We start from the raw sequence: 18,079 nt of genomic DNA, 5'->3' as shown, positions 1-18,079 counted from the left end.
GCTCGGCGCAACCGGGCGCGGCATGCGGCGAGTCCTGGCGGCCGAATGCAGCGCTGGGATCCCGCGTCCTACGAGCGCAACGCGCGCTTCGTCGCCGATATGGCGGGCGAGGCGGTGGCGTGGCTCGATCCGCAACCGGGAGAGCGAATTCTCGACCTCGGCTGCGGCGACGGCGCGCTGACGGCTCGCCTGGCGAGCAGCGGGGCGGAGCTGGTCGGCTTCGACGCCTCGAGCGAGCTGCTCGCGGCGGCGCGCGCACGCGGGCTCGACGTGCGCGAAGGCGACGCGCACGCGCTGCCGTTCTTGCGCGAGTTCAGCGCCGTCTTCTCGAACGCGGCGCTGCACTGGATGCAGGATCCCGATGCGGTGCTGACCGGCATCGCTCGCGCGCTGCGCCCGGGGGGCCGCTTCGTGGCCGAGTTCGGCGGCCACGGCAACGTCGCCGCGCCGCGCATCGCGTTGGACGCCGTGCTGGCGCGCCGCGGCGTCGACGCCGCCGCGCTGATGCCGTGGTATCTGCCCACGCCCGACGAGTATCGCGCGCGGCTGGAAGCGGCCGGGTTCGTCGTCGAGCGGATCGTGTTGCAGCCGCGCCTCACGCCGCTGCCCGGCGAGATGGCGGACTGGTTGGAAACCTTCGCGCAGCCGTTCCTCGCGCCGCTGGCGCCGGCCGACCGAGCGGAGGCGCTGGCGGAAACGGTCGCCCTGTTGCGGCCGGTGCTCTGCGATGCGGGCGGCCGCTGGACGGCCGACTACGTCCGGCTGCGGGTGCGCGCGCACCGAAACTGACGGCGGCCGCGTCGGGTCGAGACCCTACGCTATGCCGACATCGTTGCAAGGAACCGTCGCGCTCGTCACCGGCGCCAGCTCCGGGATCGGCGAGGCGACCGCCGCCGCGCTGGCGGCGCACGGCGCCAACGTCGCCATCGCGGCGCGCCGCCGCGACCGCCTCGAAGCGCTGGCCGGACGCATCGCCGCCGACGGCGGCGCGGCGCTGGTGCTCGAGGCCGACGTCACCGACCCCGAACAAGCGCGCGGCATCGTGGAGGACACGGTCAGCGCGCTGGGACGGCTCGACGTCCTCGTCAACAACGCGGGCGTCATGCTGCTCGGCCCGATCGTCGGCGCCGATCCCGACGAGTGGGACCTGATGCTCGACCTCAACGTGCGCGCCCTCATGCACGTGACCAACGCCGCGCTGCCGCACCTGTTGCAGGCCGCCGAGGGCGATCCGCGCCGCGTCGCCGATCTGGTCAACGTCAGCTCGGTCGCCGGGCGCCTCGCGCGCGCCGGCAGCGGCGGCTACAACGCCAGCAAATGGGCCGTCAACGCGTTCAGTGAGTCGCTGCGCCAAGAGATCACCAAGCGTTTCGTGCGCATCGCGCTGATCGAGCCCGGCTTCGTCGCCACCGAGCTGCAAAGCCACAACCGGCCCGAGATCCAAGCGCAGATCCAGACCCTGGTCGAACCGGGCCTGGGCATGCAGGCCCAAGACATCGCCGACGCCATCGTCTACGTGGTGACGCGTCCGCGCCACGTCGCGATCAACGAGGTCCTGATCCGGCCGACCGTCCAGGACCGCTGACGGCGCTACGTGACCGCCGGCTGCAGTCGAGCAGCCGGGGCGAACGCGGTGTCGCGCGAGGCGACCTCGAGGTCGAGTCCCTTCGGTTCGGGGAGCAGCGCCCAGGTGATCGCCAGGCCCGCGACCGACGCGACGCCGGCGACCCACATCGGGCCCGGCAGACCGTATTGCGCCTGCAGCAGCGGGAACGAGAACGTGCCGACGGCCGCGCCGACCTTGCCGACGGTGGCGGAGATGCCGTGGCTGGTGCTGCGCACGCGCACCGGAAAGATCTCGGCCGGCAGCACGAAGGTCGTCGTGTTGGGCCCGAACTCGGTGAAGAAGTAGTTCAGGCAGTAGAGCGCGACAAACGGCACCAGGATCGCCTTCGCGTCGCCGATAAGCGCGATGCCGACGAAGCTGATCGCCATCATCCCGAAGCCGAGGATCTGGATCGTCTTGCGGCCCCAGCGATCCATCCCGTAGACGGAGAGCAAATAGCCGGGAAAGGCAGCGAACGCGAACACGAGCAGCGAGATGAAGAGCGTGTGCGTCTCGCCGGCGCGGGGCGCGACGGCGGTGACGAACTGTTGGTTCGAGATCGTGTTGCCGTAGTACGCCAGGTCGAGCAAGAACCACGCCAGCGACGTGCCGACCAGCCACCGGAGGAGCTTTCCGTCGCCGTAGGCCTCGCGGATCTCGCCGAAGAGTTCGTGCTCGCGCGCGACCGGCTTGATGCCGGCAGTCTCGCGCCCGAGCAGCTGCTCGTAGCGCGGCGTCTCCTTGAGGTGCCGGCGCGCCCAGAACACGGCCAGCGGCGGAATCGCGCCGGCCGCGAGCAGGATGCGCCACACGACGTCGTTCGAGAGGCCGGCGGCGATCAGCGCGATCGCCAGCAGCGGTCCGACGATCAGTCCGATGCCCTGCATCGCGAACACCGTCGAGACCAGTCGTCCGCGCACTTTCGAGCCGGCGAACTCGCTGGCGATCGTGGCGCTGACCGGATAGTCGCCGCCGATGCCGAGCCCCAACACGAACCGGAAGCCGATCAGCCACCAGATGTTCGGCGAGAACGCCGACGCGATCGCGCCCGCGCCGAGCACGAGCACCTCGAAACCGTAGATGTACTTGCGCCCGAAGACGTCGGCGACGCGTCCGAAGATCGCCGAGCCGATCGCGGCCGAGACGAGCGCGGTCGCGCCGATCACCGCCTGCTCGAGCGGCTGGATGTGCCACTCCGGGGTGAGCAGCTTGAGCACGACGCCGATCACGAACAGGTCGTAGGCGTCGGTGAAGAAGCCCATCCCGGCGACGAGGACGATCATCCACTGCGCGCGCGAGACGTGCGCGTCGTCGATCGATCCGAAGAGGGCAGGTGCCTGCGTAGCCATCGACAGGCCCCTACCCCCCGCAGCTTAAGGTTGGTTCAAGACGAGTGCGTGCGCGCGCTCGCGGTCTCGCGGTCGTTGGCGTGCTGCAGCGCGCTCGCGATCTCGGCTTTCGTCATGTGGGTGGTGACGTGCGCGCCTCGTTCGCGCGCCATCGCGAGCAGCTCGTCCTTGGTGTGCCCCTCGAGGTCGACGCCGCCGTACGACGCGCCGCTCGGATCGGGGCCGCCGCTCTCCGAGCGCGGGTCCGATGGGCCGCGCTCGTCCTTGGGCTCCCAGTGATCGCCGACTTTCTCGAACGAGTGCTTGACCGACGCCCAAGCGACGCGGTGCGCGCGCGCCTCGTCGTGGTCGTACTCTTTCTCGGCGGCTTCGAGCGTGTCTTCGTAGGTGTCTTGCGCCTTCTGCGGCGAGCGTTCCAGCGTCGAGGGCAGTGGAGCGTACTCGCCGTGCGGCCCTTTTTTCGGCATGTCGCCAGTGTACCCGGCGCGCGGGGCGGCCACAGGCGGATGCCGACCGGCTGACTGCTGGTTGAAGAGGACTGCTTCCGCGCCCGTGCCAAGGGCGCGCGATGGATTCCGATCATCCGCACGAGGCCTGCCGGACCGGGTGCTCGCACGAGCTGCTGGGCCGCAAGGGCTTCTTGTCGCTCGGCGCGTCGGCGCTGGCCGGCGCGGCGCTGCTCGCGACGGAAAGCGAGGCGCGCGCCGCGGTCACGACGACCGCGAGCGTGACGCCGGGCGCCGAGCTGATCCTGCTCGGAACCTCGGCCGGGCCGCCGCCGGCACCGGGCCGCGCCGGGATCGCAAGCGCGCTGGTGATCGACGGGAAGATCTACGTGATCGACTGCGGCCGCGCGAGCGTGAACCAGTTCGTCAACGCGGGCCTCGAGTACGAAGACGTCGCGGGGATCTTCGTGACCCACCTGCACGCCGACCACGTCTGCGATCTCTACAATTTCTTCTTGCTGGGCGCCGGCTGGCCGGCGGCGGAGAAGAGCTTGCGCCGTCCGGTGCCGGTGTACGGTCCCGGCTCGGCGGGACTGCCGCTGCCGCCGGCGTTTCCACCGGGCCGCACGGTCGACACGGCCGAGCCGGATCACCCGGTCCCCGGCTTGACCGATCTGATGCGGCACTGCACGCAGGCGTACGCGTACTCGATCAACGTGTTCATGCGCGACACCGGCGTGTTGGACATCAGCCGGCTGATGGACGTGCGCGAGATCGCGCTGCCGCCGGTCGGCGCGCACCCGCTCGGGCCGACCGCGCCGCCGATGGCGCCGGTGACGATCGCGCAGTTCGGCGACGTGACGGTGACCGGGCTGCTGGTGCCGCACGGTGCCTGCTTTCCGGCCTACGCCTACCGCTTCGACACGCCGCACGGGTCGATCGTGTTCTCGGGCGACACGACGCCTACGCCGAACCTGATCGCGCTCGCGTACGGCGCCGACCTGCTGGTGCACGAGGCGATCGCGCTCGAGTCGTATCACACGCGCGGCATGCCGCCGGCGATGCTCTCGCACCTGGCCACCTCGCACACCGACGTGGCCGACATCGGCCGGATCGCGCGCGCCGCGCAGGTCAAGAGCGTCGTCCTCTCGCACCTCGCGCCCGGCGACATGCGCTATCTGACGACCGCGCAGTGGCAGGCGCTGGCGGATCGCAGCGCGCGCTTGGGCGGCTACGACGGCCCGATCACCGTCGGCACCGACCTCGCCCGCTTCGACGTGCGCGGAGGTCGCACGGCGTAAGGTCGGTCCGCACGAGCTCACGCGACGAGCGGGCCGAGCTGGCCGAGCGCGCGGGCAAGTAACTTCGAGACGTGGCTCTGCGAGAGGCCGAGCCGGCTGCCGATCTCGCTCTGGGTCAGCCCGGCGCCGAAGGTCCCCAGCACGACGGCGCGTTCGCGCTCGCCCAGCTCGTCGAGCGCCAGCGCCAGCGCGACCCGCTCTTCGAAGCCGAGCGGGTCGGTGCGATCGGCGAGCAGGTCGACGCGCACGGCGTCCTCGGCGAGGCCGGGGTCGGGCAGCGCGACGTGGTCGATGCCGCGCACGGCCTGCACGTCGCCGAGCAGCGCGAGCGGCACGCCCAATGCCGCGGCCAGCTCCGGGCGCGTCGGCTCGCGCTGATGATCGACGACGAACGCCTCCCACACCGCGACCGAGCGCCGTTCGAGCGAGCGCAGCGCGCGCGGTACGCGCACCAGCCGCTCGTGATCGCGCACGTAGTGCATGAGCTCGCCGACGATCAGCAGCCACGCGTAGGCCTCGAACGGCGTGCGCAGCTCGGCACGGTAGTAATCGACGGCCTTGATGAGACCGATCGCGGCCACCTGTTCGAGGTCGGCCCAGTCGTTGACGGCGCGTTTGAACTTGCGCGCGCCGCGCCGGCATAAGTGGCGGTACGCGTCGACGACGGCGTTGCGCCGCTCGACGGTCCGCTCGGTGCAATAGCGTGCGAGGACCACATCCCGCTGCATCATCTCGAAACGCTCCCGATCAAGGCATAGAGTGGCAAGAAGACGGAGAACACGACGAAGCCGACGACGGCCCCGAGCACGACGATCAGCGCCGGTTCGACGACGGCGCCCAGGGTCGTAACGCCCGCGTCGACGTCGGCCTCGAAGGCGCGCGCGGCGGCGAGCAGCATCTCGTCGACCCGTCCCGTCTCCTCGCCGGCGCGCACGAGCGCGGGCACGAGCGGGTCGAACAATCCGCACGCCGCCAGGGCGGGCGTGAGCGACTCACCGCCGCGCACGGCCAGCGCGACGCGTTCCAGCGCGGCGCCGTAGAGGCGGCTGCCGGTCACCGGCCGCACCACGTCGATCGCCGCCAGCAGCTCGACGCCGGCGCGCAGCAGCGTGCCGAGCGTGCGCGCGACGCGTGCGGTGATCGCCGCGCGCACCAGCGGCCCGAGCACCGGTACCCCGAGCCGCAGGCGATCGAGCGCACCGGCGAGCGCCGCCGACCGCCGCGCGGCCAGCGGCAGCGCCGATGCCAGCGCGGCGGCGGCGCACGCGCTCAGCCACGCCGCCGGCCGCTGCAGCAGCGCGCCGGTGCCCAGCAGCACGCGCGTCGGCAACGGCAGATCGACGTGGAACGCGGTGAACATCTGCGCGAACATCGGCACGATCCGGACCAGCAGGAACGCGATCAGCGCGGTGGCCGTGCACGAGACGACGGCCGGATAGGCCAAGGTCGCCCGCAGCTTCTTGCGCACGTCCGCGTCGCGTTCGAGGAACGAGGCCAGCCGGTCGAGGACGTCGTCGAGGATCCCGCCGGCCTCGCCGGCGGCGACCATCGCGCAGACGAGCGGCGGAAACGCGGCCGGCGCTCGCCGCAGCGCCGCGCTCAGCGGCGCACCTTGCTCGACGTCGGCGCGGACCGAGCGCAGCGCCTCGCGCAGCACGCGATCGGTGGTTCGCTCGATCGTCACCCCGAGCGCGCGGTGCAGCGGGACGCCCGCGCGGATCAGGGTGGCGAAGGCGCGGAAGAACGCGACCCGTGCGTTCCGCGCCGGCCGGTGCACGCCCAGCCAGCGCGCCAGCCGTGCGCGGACCGGTCCCTCGCGTTCGATCGCGGTGACGAAGAGCGCGCGGGTACGCAGCGTCGCCAGCACGGCGTCACGGTCGGCGGCCTGCATCGCGCCGCGCACGGGCTCGCCGCGCGCCGTTCGGGCCGCGTAGCGGTACACGGAGACGCTCACGAGACCTGCTCCGCGAGGCGCAGCTCGTCGGGCCGCAGTGCGGCGGCGCGCGCGTCGGCCGGCGCGATCTCGCCGCGCGCGACCCGTTCGGCCAGGTGCGCTTCGAGCGTCTGCATCCCGGCGGCCCGCCCGGTGACGATCGCGTTGCGCAGCTGGTGGGTCTTCCCCTCGCGGATCAGCGCGCGGACGGCATCGGTCGCGATCAGCACTTCGGCGACGGCGATCCGTCCGCCGGCGCGACGCGGAACCAGCCGCAGGGCGACCACGGCCAGCGCGACGCTCGCGAGCTGCGCGCGCACCTGACCGTGCGCGCCCGCGGGAAAGGCGTCGGCGATTCGCTCGACGCTCTGCGCGGCGTCGGCGGTGTGCAGCGTGGTGAGGACCAGATGGCCGGTCTCGGCGGCGGCCAGCGCCGCTTCCATCGTCGGCGCGTCGCGCAGCTCGCCCACCAGGATGACGTCGGGGTCGGCGCGCAGCAGCGCGCGCAGCGCGTCGGCGTAGCCGCACACGTCGCGTCCCACCTCGCAGTGCGTGATCAGCGAACGGAGCGGCCGGTGGACGTACTCGACCGGGTCTTCGACGGTGAGGATGTTGCGTTCGCTGCCGCGGTTGATGCGGTCGACCAGCGCCGCGAGCGCGGTCGTCTTGCCGCTGCCGGTCGGTCCGGTGAAGACGACCAGGACCACCTGCCGCTCGGCGAGCGTGCCGACGACGGCGGGCAGGCCGAGCTCCTCGAGCGCCGGCACCGCCGTCGCCAGCAGGCGAATCGCGACGCGCGTGCCGCCGGCGTGGCGGAAGGCGTGGACGCGGAACGGCGCGCCGTCCGCGTCCGCGAGCGCGGCGGCGTCGGCACTCCCGTGCGCGTCGAAACGCGCCAACTGCGCGGCGGAGAACTGCGCGTGCAGGTACTCCGCCATGCCGTCGGCGTCGAGGGGCGGCCCCTCGAGGTGCAGCAGGCGCCCGTCGACGCGCAGCGCCGGACGCTCCGCCGTCCCCAGGTGCAAGTCGCTGGCGCCGCGTCCTCGCGCCAGGCGGATGAGATCGGCGATGCGCACGCTCGCCAGGCTCACGCGGGCGCGCTCCAGCCCGCCACGCGCGTCAGCTCGTCGAACGAGGTGAGCCCGGCCTGGACCTTCGCCAGCGCGTCGGCGCGCAGCGGACGGTAGGCGCCGCGTGCGGCCAGGTGCGCGATCGCGGTCGTCGACGCGCCGCCGGCGATCGCGTCGCGCAGGTCGTCGTCGACCGTCAGCAGCTCGTACACGCCGGTCCGGCCGCCGTAGCCGGTGCCCTCGCACGCGGGGCAGCCGCCGGCGACGTACCAATGCGTACGTTCGGCGAGCGCCGCGCGCAGCGCGGCCGGAATCGGCGCGCGCACGCGGCAGCGCTCGCACAGCGTGCGCACCAGCCGTTGTCCGACCAGCGCGGTCAGCGCCGACGCGAGCGCGTGCCGGTTGACGCCCAGCTCGACGAGCCGGTCGATCGCGCGCGGCGCGTCGTTGGCGTGCAGCGTGGTGAAGAGCGTCTGTCCGGCCAGCGCCGCCGAGACGGCGACGGCGGCGGTCTCGGCGTCGCGCATCTCGCCGACGGCGACGACGTCCGGATCTTGGCGCAAGAAGGCGCGCAGCACGGTCGAGAAGCCGAGCCCGGCGCGCGCGTTGACCTGGACTTGCGCGACGCCGTCGAGCCGCATCTCGACCGGATCCTCGACGCTGCAGATGCCGCGCGTTCGCGCGTCCAGGCGCGTTAGCGAGGCGTACAGGGTCGTCGTCTTGCCGCTGCCGGTCGGACCGGCGAGAACGATGAAGCCCCACGGGGCGGCGACGGCCGCGCGATAGCCGGCGAGCAGCGCCGGCGGCATCCCGAGCGCGTCGAGATCGGGCGGTGACGCGTGGCGGTCCAGTAGACGCACGACGAGCTGCTCGCCGTCGAGCGTCGGCACCGAGGCGACGCGCGCGTCGATCTCGCGGCGTTCGTACGGTATCGCCCAACGGCCGTCTTGTGGCAGGCGCCGTTCGGTGACGTCGAGCGCAGCGAGCACCTTGACCCGCGCGACGACGGCGGGAAAGCGCGCGGCATCGATCCGCTCCAGCTCGCGCAGTACGCCGTCGACCCGGATCCGTACCCGGCCGCCGTCGCGCGACGGCTCGAGGTGCACGTCGCTGGCGTGCGCGGCGATGGCGCCGCCGAAGAGACGATCGACCAGGCGCGCGACGTCGCCGGCGGGTTCCGCGCTCGGCGGCGGCTCGCCGTAGGCGAGGCGGAGCCGATGGCGGATCGTCTCGCGCGGCATCCGCACCGCGCGGATCGGCAGGTGCGTCGTCGCGCGCAGCGCGTCGAGCAGCGGCGCGTCCTCCGGTTCCGGCAACCCGACGCAGAGGATGCCTTCGCTCAGCTCGAGTGCGAGCGCGTCGTGCTTGTAGGCGAACGCGCGCGGGACTCGCGCCAGCGCCGCCGGGTGAGAGATGGCTTCCATCGTGCCGCATCGACCTCCGTCGCGGGATGCCGAGCGGACCGTCCGAGCATAGCGCTCGGCGGTTTCGTCACACCCGGTAGCTCACGATTCGGAGAGCGAACCGAAAAAAGGAGGCAACATTTCGGCCCGAGCCTTAAACTTTCTTAAGCTCCCTTCGCCCGCGAGAACGACGATGACGACGACCACGCACACCGAGTACCTGACGATCACCACGCCGTCGCGCTACGAGATCCGCGACATCACCGACGAGGTCGAGCGCGTCCGCACGGCGGCGGACCTGTGGGACGGCGTCGTGCTGGTGAGCACCATGCACATCACCTCGAGCGTGTTCGTCAACGACCACGAACCGGGGCTCTGGCGCGACATCCTGGCATGGGTCGAGAAGTTGGCGCCGGCCGGCCTCGACTACGCACACCACCAGACCGGCGAGGACAACGGCGACGCGCACCTCAAGCGGATGCTGCTCGGCCACCAGGTGCTCGTCCCCGTAACCGACGGTCGGCTCGACGTGGGGCCGTGGGAGCGGGTGCACTACGGCGAGTTCGACGGCCGCCGCCCCAAACGGGTGCTGCTCAAGGCGTTCGGCCTGACGCGATAGACGGCCGCGAAGGAAGCCACGAAGGAAGTCGGGGCTCGCTCGTGTAGGCTTAGCGGGATGGGTGTCGAGTCGCCGGACGCAAAGCCGCCGGGTTGGGTGCAGTTCCTCCAAACCTGGGCGCCGCTCTCGGCGGTCGCGGCACTGTTCGGCGTGCTGGCCAGCCTAATCACCGGCCTGCTCGGCGCGCACGCGACGGCGCTGCAAAACGCGCAGACGTACAACTCGGGCTTCGAGAAGCTCCTCCAGGAGACCGTCGCCGGCGCGTCGTTCACGGCCGACCCGCAACGCAGCGCGATGACGCTGCTCGCCCTACAAGATTTGGCGCAGACGGAGCGGCAGAAGGAGACGGTGCTGTTGATCGCCGCGCGCATGGTGCACGCGAGCAGCGATCCGAGTGCCGTCGCGGCGGCGGCGCGCACCTTGGCGGTGATGCTCAACGACGATCGCGACGCGCGGAATCGGCCCGCCGCGATCGACAGCCGGCCGTTCTTCGCGCTGGTGACCTCCGGCTACGCGACGTCGTATTTCGAGGACAATCCGCGCTATCCGCAGCTGATGGCGACGGCGCTGGGCGACTCTCCGGTCACCAGCGACGCGGAGGTGACGCTGCTCGATCAGCTCGGCGGTCAGCCGCCGCTGCGCACCGGCTGGATCCACCTCGCGACGTTCTCGACCCGCTACCGCTACGGTGTCGCGCCGGCGGTAACCCAGTGGCCTTCGCCGACGCCCGCGCCGGCCGGTGCGGCCCACGCCCCGGGCGCGGCCGCCGGCCGGACCGCGGTCGCGTTCGTCGCGGACATGGTCGCGGTCGCGGGCGGCGATCTGCGCGTCGCCTGTGACGTGCGCGAGCAATTCGCCATCGCGCTGCCGCGCGACGCGCCGGCGCCGACGCCGACGCCGGCCGCGGCCCCGCCGACGAGCGGCTCGCTGCCGCCCTGCTCCCGGCCGCCGGCCGGCGCCGTGCCGCCGCTGATCGGGCCGGCGTCATGGGTCTCGCCGGCGCCGCATCCGACGAGCTTGCTGGTGCTCGCGCCGCGCTTGCTGCACGACGCGCCGCCGGTCGTCATGGTCAACCCCGACGGCACCTTCATGCGCGGGACGCTCGGACAGGTGCGCGGCGTCATCCCGGCCGGAACGTGCGTCGACGTCGATCAGGACGTGCGTCCGGTGTTGGTCTTCGTCGAAGAGCAGTACATCCGCGGCAAGACGCCGGCGGCGCACGACCCCAATCACTGGACCGGGCTCATCCACCTGTGGGCGCACGTGACGCCGGCGCGCCACCCGTGCGCGTTTCCGACTCCCGCTCCGTGAGCGGTGGTCGCTAGGGCTTGATCGCGACCGCGAGAATGCTCGGCGCGGCGTGCGCCTCGAAGCGCTTGAAGTTCTCGGCGAACAAGCCGGCCAGCTTCTTCGCTTGCGCGTCGTACGCGGCCGGATCGCTCCACGCCGCGCGCGGGTTGAGCACCTCGGACGGCACGCCGGGCACGCTCGTCGGGATCGCGAGCCCGAAGAACGGCTCGGTCTCGAACGCGACGCCGTTGAGCTTGCCCTCGATCGCGGCGTTGACCATCGCGCGCGTGTAGGCGATCTTCATGCGGTTGCCGGTGCCGTAGGGGCCGCCGGTCCAGCCGGTGTTGACCAGCCAGCACGTCACCTCGTGGTGCGCGATCCGCTCGCCGAGCAGCTTCGCGTAGACGGTCGGGTGATGGACCATGAACGGCGCACCGAAGCAGGTCGAGAAGGTCGGGACGACGCCCTCGACGCCTTTCTCCGTGCCGGCGACCTTCGCGGTGTAGCCCGAGAGGAAGTGGTACATCGCCTGATCGCCGCTGAGCTTGGCGATCGGCGGCAGCACGCCGAACGCGTCCGCCGTCAGCATCAGGATCGTCTTGGGATGGCCGGCCATCCCGCTCTTGACGAAGTTCGGCAGGAACGCGACCGGATACGCGGAGCGCGTGTTCTCGGTCAGCTTGTCGGAATCGACGTCGAGCGCGCGCGTGTCGGGGTCGAGCACCACGTTCTCGAGCACGCAGCCGAAGCGGTGCGAGGCGGCCCAGATCTCGGGCTCCTGTTCCTCGCGCAGCTTGATCATCTTCGCGTAGCAGCCGCCTTCGAAGTTGAACACGCCGTCGTTCGACCAGCCGTGCTCGTCGTCGCCGATCAGCGGTCGATGGGGATCGGACGAGAGCGTCGTCTTGCCGGTCCCCGAGAGGCCGAAGAAGATCGCCGAGTCGCCGTGTTCGCCGACGTTCGCCGAGCAGTGCATCGAGAGCACGTTGCGCAGCGGCATCAGGTAGTTCATGATCGTGAAGACGGACTTCTTGATCTCGCCCGCGTAGCGCGTTCCGCCGATCAGGACGATGCGCCGGGCCAGATTGATCAGGATGAACGTCTCGCTGCGCGTGTTGTCGCGTTTGGGATCGGCCTGGAAGAGCGAAGCGTCGATGACGGTGAACTCGGGCGCGAACGCATCCTCGCCGTCGGCGTCGTCGATGAACAGGTCGCGCGCGAACAGGTTCTGCCAGGCGTACTCGGTGATGATGCGCACCGGCAGCCGGTAGCGCGGGTCGGCGCCGACGTGCGCGTCGAGCGAATAGACGTCCTTGCCGCGGAAGTACTCGCCGACCCGGCCGAGCAGCGCGTCGAAGGTCGCGGCGTCGACGGCTTGGTTCGCGTCCCAGTCGATGTGGGTCTCGCTGCCCGGCTCGCGCACGAAGAACTTGTCCTTCGGGGAGCGGCCCGTGTGCTTGCCGGTCTCGACGGCCAGCTGACCGTCCGCCCCGAGTCGCGCCTCACCGCGGCGCAGCGAGTGCTCGTAGAGCTCCGCGACGCTCAGGTTGCGGTAGACGGTGCCGACGCCGCCCAGCCCCAACGAGGCCAGGTGGGTCTCGAACGTCTGCGAAGGATTCGGTAGCGTGAGAATGGGCGTGCTCCTCGCGTAGGGCGCCGGGGAAAGAAGGGACATTCGCTCGGATGAAAGGGGGCGCCTCGTCCTTCGACACCCTTCGGACCCGAAACGGTTCTGACCGAGAGGTGCACGAGCTGTTCACCGTGTTGTCCCCCGGCGAGGCGTTCGCCGCGGTTGTGCGCGGTTGTTCCCCGAACTCGCCCACGGAACGCGTCGCCCTCGACGAGGCGCTGGGCCGCGTGCTGGCCGCCGACGTCGTCGCGGCCGAGACCCTGCCGGGCTTCGCCCGCTCGACGATGGACGGCTACGCGGTCCGCTCGGCCGATACGCACGGCGCCTCCGAGCAGTCGCCGGCCTATCTCGAGCTGGTGGGCGACGTGCCGACCGGGATCGTCCCGGCGGTCACGGTCGGGCCACGCCAGGCGGTCCGGGTTCACACGGGCGCGATGATGCCGGCCGGCGCCGACGCGGTGGTGATGGTCGAGGACACGAACCTGCACGGCGCGCAGGTCGAGGTGCTGGCCGCCGTCGCCGTCGGCGAAGACGTGTTGGCGATCGGCGAGGACGTGCGCGCCGGGACGCTGGCGCTGCCCGCCGGGCGCCGGCTGCGCGCGGCCGACGTCGGCGGCCTGGCGGCGCTGGGCGCGGCCGACGTCCTGGTCTGGCCGCGGCCGCGGGTGGCGATCCTGTCCACCGGCGATGAGGTCGTGCCGGCCGGCGCGACGCCGGGACCGGCTCAGGTGCGCGACGTCAACGCGTCGACCATCGCCGCGACGGTCCGTCAGGCCGGCGGCGTGCCGCTGCCGGCCGGGATCGCCCCCGACGAGCCGGCCGCGATCGAGAGCGCGGCGCGCGCCGCGCTGCGCGACGCCGACGCGCTGGTCCTCTCGGCGGGCTCGTCGGTGTCGACGCGCGACCTGACCGCGCAGGTGGTCGGCCGGCTCGGTGAACCGGGGGTGCTGGCGCACGGCATCGCGATCAAGCCCGGCAAGCCGACGGTGCTGGCCCGCTGCGCGGGCAAGCCGGTCGTCGGACTGCCGGGAAATCCGGCCAGCGCGCTGGTCGTCGCATGGCGCATCGTCCGCCCGCTGGTGCGCGTGCTGGGCGGCGAGCCCGTCGCCGCCGACGGTCTGGGCGACGAGCGGGAGCACACCGCGGTGCTCGACGTGCCGGTCCCCTCGCGGCCGGGACGCGAGGACTATCTGCCGTGCACGCTGGCGCGTGACGCCGACGGCACGCTGCACGCGACGCCGGTGTTCGGCGCCTCGAACCTGATCTTCACCCACGTGCGCGCCGACGCGTTGATCGCCGTCCCGCTCGACCGCAGCGGCTTGGGCGCCGGGGAGCGCGTGCGGGTGATCGTCCCGTGAGCGCGCAACGCACGATCTTTCTGCACGACGTGCCGCTCGAGACGGCGCGCGCGCGCTTCGACGACGCGCTGCTGGCGGCCGGGGTGCGCAACGAGGCGACCGAAACGCTGCCGCTCGGCGCCGCGCTCGATCGCGTGACCGCCGTCCCGGTGATCGCGCGCCTGTCGTCGCCGCACTATCACGCGTGCGCGATGGACGGCGTCGCGGTCGTCGCGGCGCAGACGTCCGCCGCGCGCGCGACCGCGCCGTTGGAGCTGGTGCTCGGTGCGCAGGCGATCGTCGTCGATACCGGCGATCCGTTGCCGGCGGGCTTCGACGCGGTCATCCCGGTCGAGCAGCTCGAGCCGCGCGGCGAAGAACGGATCGCGATTCGCGCCGCGGTCGCGCCGTTCGAGCACGTGCGCGCGATCGGCGAGGACGTCGTCGCCAGCGAGGTCGTCGCGCCGGCGTTCCGGCGGCTCGGCGCGGCCGACCTGGCGGCGTGCGCGGCGGCCGGCGTCGCCGCCGTCACCGTCGTGCGGCGCCCGCGGGTCGCGATCCTGACCACCGGCGACGAGCTGGTCGACGTGACGACGCGCGCGCCGCGCCCGGGCGACATCCTCGACTCGAACGCGGTGCTGCTCGACGCGATCGTCGGCACCCACGGCGGCGAGGTCGTGCTGCGCCGGCGCGTGCGCGACGACGCGCAGGCGCTGGCCGACGCCGTCGGCGACGCGATCGCCGCCGCCGACGTCGTGGTCGTCAACGCGGGCTCCTCGGCCGGACGCGACGATCACACCGCGCGCACGTTCGCGACCTTCGGCCCGGTGGTCGTGCACGGCGTCGCGATCCGGCCCGGTCATCCGCTGGTGCTGGCGGTCGCGCGCGAGTCGCGCGTCCCGCTGCTCGGCATTCCCGGCTATCCGGTCAGCGCCGCGATCTGCGCCGACTTGTTCTTGCGGCCGCTGTTGGAGCGGCTGGGCCGGCGCGACGCCGCCGAGCCGCGCGAGCTCGAGGTCGAGCTGACGCGCAAGCTGTTCTCGCCGCTGGGCGAGGACGAGTACGTGCGCGCCGTCGCCGCGCGCGTCGACGGCCGGCTGGTGGCGACGCCGCTGCGCCGCGGGGCGGGCGTCATCACCTCGCTCTCGCGCGCGAACGTGCTGCTGACGATTCCGCGCTTCAGCGAGGGCGCGCGCGCCGGCACGCGGCTGACCGCGCGCGCATTGCGGCCGCTGGCCGCGATCGAACGCACGCTGTTGGCGGTGGGCAGCCATGACGTCGCGCTGGACCTGTTGGCGGGGCGCTTGGCGGAGCACGAGATCGAGCTGGTCTCGGCGCACGTCGGCAGCATCGCGGGGCTGGTCGCGCTGCGCGAACGCGCGGCGCACCTGGCCGGGACGCACGTGCTCGATCCGGCGACCGGGACCTACAACGACGCGGCCGTGCGCCGGTACGGACCGCACGAGCCGGTCGCGCTGATCCGCCTGGCCGAGCGCGAACAAGGACTGCTCGTCGCCCCCGGCAATCCGCTCGGCCTGCGGACGCTCGGCGACGTCGCGCGGCGCGCGGCGCGCTACGTCAACCGGCAGCCCGACGCGGGGACGCGCATTCTGCTCGACGCGCTGCTGGCGCGCGACGAGATCTCGCCGGCAGCGATCGACGGCTACGAGCGGCTCGAGTTCTCGCACCTGGCCGTGGGGCAGCTGATCGCGAGCGAGAGCGCGGACGTGGGGCTGGCCATTCGCGCCGCGGCGCGCGCGTTCGGCCTGGACTTCGTTTCGATCGCGTGGGAACCGTACGAGCTGGCCCTGCCGGCGGCCGCGCTCGACGCCCCGCGCATTCGCACGCTGCTCGCCGTCTTGCGCGACCCGCGCTTCCGCGCCGACGTCGAGGCGCTGGGCGGGTACGACTGCACGCACGCCGGCAGCGTGCGCACGATCGTGCCCGCGGCGGTGGCACCGTGACCGTCGAGCTGTTCGGGATGGCGCGTTCGCTGGCCGGCGTCGCGCACGTCGAGCTCGCGTTGGAGGGGCCGGTCGCGCTGCCGCAGTTCGTGCACGCGCTCGCCGAGGCCGTGCCGGCACTCGTTCCCGACGTCATCGCGCCCGCGCGTGACGCGTTCGTCGAGCCGAACCTGTTGCTGCTCGACGGCCGGCGCGCGCCGCGCGCCGGCGAGACGTTCGATGCCGGTGACCGGCCGTGCGTGCTGTTCTTGGCGAGCGGCGGCTGATGGCGTACGCCGGACCGCGCGACCTGCTCGAAGTCGACTTGACGGCGCGCACCGCGCGGCGCACGCCGCTGCCGGACGCCGTCTTCGCCGACGCGCTGGGCGGCGTCGGTTTGGCGGTGCTGTTGCTCGAGCAGCGCGTGCACGGTCCGATCGACCCGCTCGGACCCGACAATCCGATCGTGTTCGCCGCCGGTCCGTTCGCGTCGACGCCGGTGCCGGCCGCGAACAAGCACGCCCTGGCGGCGATCTCGCCCCTGACCGGCCTCTTGAACGAGGGGCTCTCGTCGAGTCACTTCTCCGCCGTGCTGCGGCGCTGCGGCTTGGCCGCGATCGTCGTCACCGGCGTCGCCGACGCCTGGACGACGCTGGTCGTCGACGGCGAGGCGATTCGGTTCGAGGACGCGCAGCCGCTGGTCGGGTTGTCGGCGCGCGAGGCGACCAAGGCGCTGCGCGAACGCTACGGCGACCGTTCGTTGCGCGTCTGCGCGATCGGCGTCGCCGGCGAGCGCGGCGTGCGGTTCGCCTCGGTCGAGAACGACGGCCGGCAAGCCGGGCGGGGCGGCACCGGCGCGGTGTTCGGCGCCAAGCGCCTCAAGGCGGTCGCACTGCGCGGACGCGGCGAGGTCGGGGTCGCCGACGCTGCCGCGACCGCGTCGCTCGCCGCGACGCTGCGCGAACGCGCGCTGGGGCCGAAGACGGCCAAGTACCGCATCCTGGGCACCGGGGCGAACATGCGCGTGCTGCAGCGCATGGGGCAGTTGCCGACCCGCAACTTCACCGCGGCGCAGTTCGCCGGCACGGACGCGGTGACGCCCGAGCGTGCGCGCGAGTCGCACGACACCTACGTCGAGCTGCGCGCCGGTTGCGCGGGCTGTCCGGTGCAGTGCGAGCACCTCTACGTGCGCAAGGATCGCGACCGCCGGCGCGCGGCGGCCAGCGAGTACGAGTCGACCTGGGCCTTCGGGCCGAACTGCGGCGTCGACGATCTCGACGCGGTGCTCGACGCGATCGGCCGCTGCGACGAGCTCGGGCTGGACACGATCTCGACCGGATCGGCGATCGCGTTCGCGATGGAGTGCGCCGAGCACGGGTTGCTGCCGCGCGACGCCTTCGGTCCCGCGCTCGCGTTCGGCAACGGCGCGGTCTTGCTGCCGGCGATCGACGCGATCGCGCAGCGGCGCGGGGTGGGCGACCTGCTCGCGCGCGGTGTGCGCGCGGCGGCCGCGGCGATCGGCGGCGACGCCGCGGCCTTCGCCATGCACGCCAAGGGACTCGAGCTGCCCGGCTACGAGCCGCGCGCGCTGCCGACCTACGCGCTGGGCCTGGCGACCTGCACCCGCGGCGCGTGCCACAACCGCTCGGCCACCTACGACCGCGACCTGCGCGACCCGTCGACCGATCCCGACCCGCAGGCTCGTGCCGCCGACGCGATCGCCGCCGAGGACCGCGCGGTGGCCTGGGACAGCCTGGTGCTGTGCAAGTTCGTGCGTGACTGCTTCGTCGATTTCGAGGCCGAGGCGGCGGCCCTGTGGAGCGCCGTCGCCGGCCTGCCGCTCGACGGTGCCGCGCTGCGGGCGGCCGCGCAGCGGACCTGGGAGCGCAAGCGCGCGATCAACGCCCGGCTGGGATGGACCCCGGACGACGACCGGCTGCCGGAACGGCTGCTGACCGAGCCGATCGCCGATGGGCCGCTGGCCGGGCGCCGCCTCGAGCCCGAGCGCCTGGCCCGAATGCAGGACGCCTACGAGCGCCTGCGGGCCGCAGCGGGGACCGCCGCCCCGGTCGCCTAAGCGAACAGGTATGGGCTCGACCCCACCGCGCGCCTCCTCGGCCCGGAGCGCGCCGAACCGCCGCGTCTATGTGCG

General features: G+C 72.8%; 16 protein-coding genes. 9 read left to right on the top strand and 7 right to left on the bottom strand.

Features of this window, described 5'->3' with window-relative positions; translation table 11 throughout:
• Positions 1–45 precede the first annotated feature (45 nt).
• Positions 46–789 (top strand): methyltransferase domain-containing protein, encoded by a 744-nt coding sequence (locus VMD91_06035; protein ID HTW83607.1) that lies wholly within the window; start codon positions 46–48, stop codon positions 787–789.
• A 31-nt stretch (positions 790–820) separates the two neighbouring features.
• Entirely contained in the window at positions 821–1,585 is a 765-nt protein-coding gene (locus VMD91_06030; GenBank protein HTW83606.1) for an SDR family NAD(P)-dependent oxidoreductase, read from the top strand.
• A gap of 5 nt (positions 1,586–1,590) precedes the next feature.
• On the opposite strand, the gene VMD91_06025 is transcribed toward VMD91_06030, so the two are convergent.
• A complete protein-coding gene (locus VMD91_06025; GenBank protein ID HTW83605.1) occupies positions 1,591–2,955 on the bottom strand; it encodes an MFS transporter in 1,365 nt (454 codons plus the stop codon).
• Between the two features lie 35 nt (positions 2,956–2,990).
• The gene (locus VMD91_06020; protein HTW83604.1) at positions 2,991–3,422 is read right to left on the bottom strand and encodes a ChaB family protein; all 432 of its coding nucleotides are present in this window, start codon (positions 3,420–3,422) and stop codon (positions 2,991–2,993) included.
• Positions 3,423–3,523: 101 nt separating this feature from the next.
• Here VMD91_06020 and VMD91_06015 point away from each other — a divergent pair, with 101 nt between their 5' ends.
• Positions 3,524–4,702 carry an MBL fold metallo-hydrolase gene (locus tag VMD91_06015; protein HTW83603.1) on the top strand — a complete coding sequence of 393 codons (1,179 nt, stop codon included), beginning with the start codon at positions 3,524–3,526 and terminating at the stop codon, positions 4,700–4,702.
• A 17-nt stretch (positions 4,703–4,719) separates the two neighbouring features.
• Here the strand turns inward: VMD91_06015 and VMD91_06010 are convergent, their stop codons facing one another.
• The 4 genes from VMD91_06010 to VMD91_05995 are packed head-to-tail and all read right to left on the bottom strand — an operon-like array spanning position 4,720 to position 9,129.
• Positions 4,720–5,433, bottom strand: coding sequence for a sigma-70 family RNA polymerase sigma factor (locus VMD91_06010; GenBank protein ID HTW83602.1), 714 nt, complete (start codon positions 5,431–5,433; stop codon positions 4,720–4,722).
• Positions 5,430–6,656, bottom strand: coding sequence for a type II secretion system F family protein (locus tag VMD91_06005; GenBank protein HTW83601.1), 1,227 nt, complete (start codon positions 6,654–6,656; stop codon positions 5,430–5,432). Before VMD91_06005 ends, VMD91_06010 begins: the two co-directional genes overlap by 4 nt.
• Positions 6,653–7,726 carry a PilT/PilU family type 4a pilus ATPase gene (locus VMD91_06000; protein ID HTW83600.1) on the bottom strand — a complete coding sequence of 358 codons (1,074 nt, stop codon included), beginning with the start codon at positions 7,724–7,726 and terminating at the stop codon, positions 6,653–6,655. Before VMD91_06000 ends, VMD91_06005 begins: the two co-directional genes overlap by 4 nt.
• Complete coding sequence (locus VMD91_05995; protein HTW83599.1) at positions 7,723–9,129, bottom strand: GspE/PulE family protein; 1,407 nt, start codon at positions 9,127–9,129, stop codon at positions 7,723–7,725. The genes VMD91_06000 and VMD91_05995 overlap by 4 nt, the downstream gene beginning before the upstream one ends.
• Positions 9,130–9,301: 172 nt before the next feature.
• Here VMD91_05995 and VMD91_05990 point away from each other — a divergent pair, with 172 nt between their 5' ends.
• Positions 9,302–9,727 carry a secondary thiamine-phosphate synthase enzyme YjbQ gene (locus VMD91_05990; protein HTW83598.1) on the top strand — a complete coding sequence of 142 codons (426 nt, stop codon included), beginning with the start codon at positions 9,302–9,304 and terminating at the stop codon, positions 9,725–9,727.
• A 96-nt stretch (positions 9,728–9,823) separates the two neighbouring features.
• A complete protein-coding gene (locus tag VMD91_05985; protein ID HTW83597.1) occupies positions 9,824–11,038 on the top strand; it encodes a hypothetical protein in 1,215 nt (404 codons plus the stop codon).
• A gap of 10 nt (positions 11,039–11,048) precedes the next feature.
• Here the strand turns inward: VMD91_05985 and pckA are convergent, their stop codons facing one another.
• Entirely contained in the window at positions 11,049–12,692 is a 1,644-nt protein-coding gene (gene pckA / locus VMD91_05980) for a phosphoenolpyruvate carboxykinase (ATP) (GenBank protein ID HTW83596.1), read from the bottom strand.
• A 68-nt stretch (positions 12,693–12,760) separates the two neighbouring features.
• Here pckA and glp point away from each other — a divergent pair, with 68 nt between their 5' ends.
• Genes glp through VMD91_05960 form a run of 4 tightly spaced genes read left to right on the top strand, consistent with a single transcriptional unit; the run spans position 12,761 to position 18,004 of the window.
• On the top strand, positions 12,761–14,005 hold the full coding sequence (gene glp / locus VMD91_05975) for a gephyrin-like molybdotransferase Glp (GenBank protein ID HTW83595.1): 1,245 nt from the start codon (positions 12,761–12,763) through the stop codon (positions 14,003–14,005).
• Positions 14,002–15,948: a molybdopterin biosynthesis protein gene (locus VMD91_05970; protein ID HTW83594.1), complete on the top strand. Its 1,947-nt coding sequence runs from the start codon at positions 14,002–14,004 to the stop codon at positions 15,946–15,948. The genes glp and VMD91_05970 overlap by 4 nt, the downstream gene beginning before the upstream one ends.
• Entirely contained in the window at positions 15,945–16,214 is a 270-nt protein-coding gene (locus tag VMD91_05965; GenBank protein ID HTW83593.1) for a hypothetical protein, read from the top strand. Before VMD91_05970 ends, VMD91_05965 begins: the two co-directional genes overlap by 4 nt.
• Positions 16,214–18,004: an aldehyde ferredoxin oxidoreductase C-terminal domain-containing protein gene (locus VMD91_05960; GenBank protein ID HTW83592.1), complete on the top strand. Its 1,791-nt coding sequence runs from the start codon at positions 16,214–16,216 to the stop codon at positions 18,002–18,004. The genes VMD91_05965 and VMD91_05960 overlap by 1 nt, the downstream gene beginning before the upstream one ends.
• Positions 18,005–18,079 lie beyond the last annotated feature (75 nt).

It is taken from the genome of Candidatus Sulfotelmatobacter sp., from assembly GCA_035504415.1.
GTDB lineage: Bacteria > Vulcanimicrobiota > Vulcanimicrobiia > Vulcanimicrobiales > Vulcanimicrobiaceae > Vulcanimicrobium.
Note: the sequence above shows the minus strand (reverse complement) of the source record. Positions and strands in the feature narration are given on the sequence as shown.

Bases quoted from the DNA above. Each gene is read 5' to 3' on its own strand.
- VMD91_05960 (HTW83592.1), top strand. From the start codon at position 16,214: ATGGCGTACGCCGGACCGCGCGACCTGCTCGAAGTCGACTTGACGGCG.
- VMD91_06030 (HTW83606.1), top strand. From the start codon at position 821: ATGCCGACATCGTTGCAAGGAACCGTCGCGCTCGTCACCGGCGCCAGC.
- VMD91_05990 (HTW83598.1), top strand. From the start codon at position 9,302: ATGACGACGACCACGCACACCGAGTACCTGACGATCACCACGCCGTCG.
- VMD91_06035 (HTW83607.1), top strand. From the start codon at position 46: ATGCAGCGCTGGGATCCCGCGTCCTACGAGCGCAACGCGCGCTTCGTC.
- VMD91_05995 (HTW83599.1), bottom strand. From the start codon at position 9,129: ATGGAAGCCATCTCTCACCCGGCGGCGCTGGCGCGAGTCCCGCGCGCG.
- VMD91_06025 (HTW83605.1), bottom strand. From the start codon at position 2,955: ATGGCTACGCAGGCACCTGCCCTCTTCGGATCGATCGACGACGCGCAC.
- VMD91_06010 (HTW83602.1), bottom strand. From the start codon at position 5,433: ATGATGCAGCGGGATGTGGTCCTCGCACGCTATTGCACCGAGCGGACC.
- VMD91_06015 (HTW83603.1), top strand. From the start codon at position 3,524: ATGGATTCCGATCATCCGCACGAGGCCTGCCGGACCGGGTGCTCGCAC.
- pckA (HTW83596.1), bottom strand. From the start codon at position 12,692: ATGTCCCTTCTTTCCCCGGCGCCCTACGCGAGGAGCACGCCCATTCTC.
- VMD91_06020 (HTW83604.1), bottom strand. From the start codon at position 3,422: ATGCCGAAAAAAGGGCCGCACGGCGAGTACGCTCCACTGCCCTCGACG.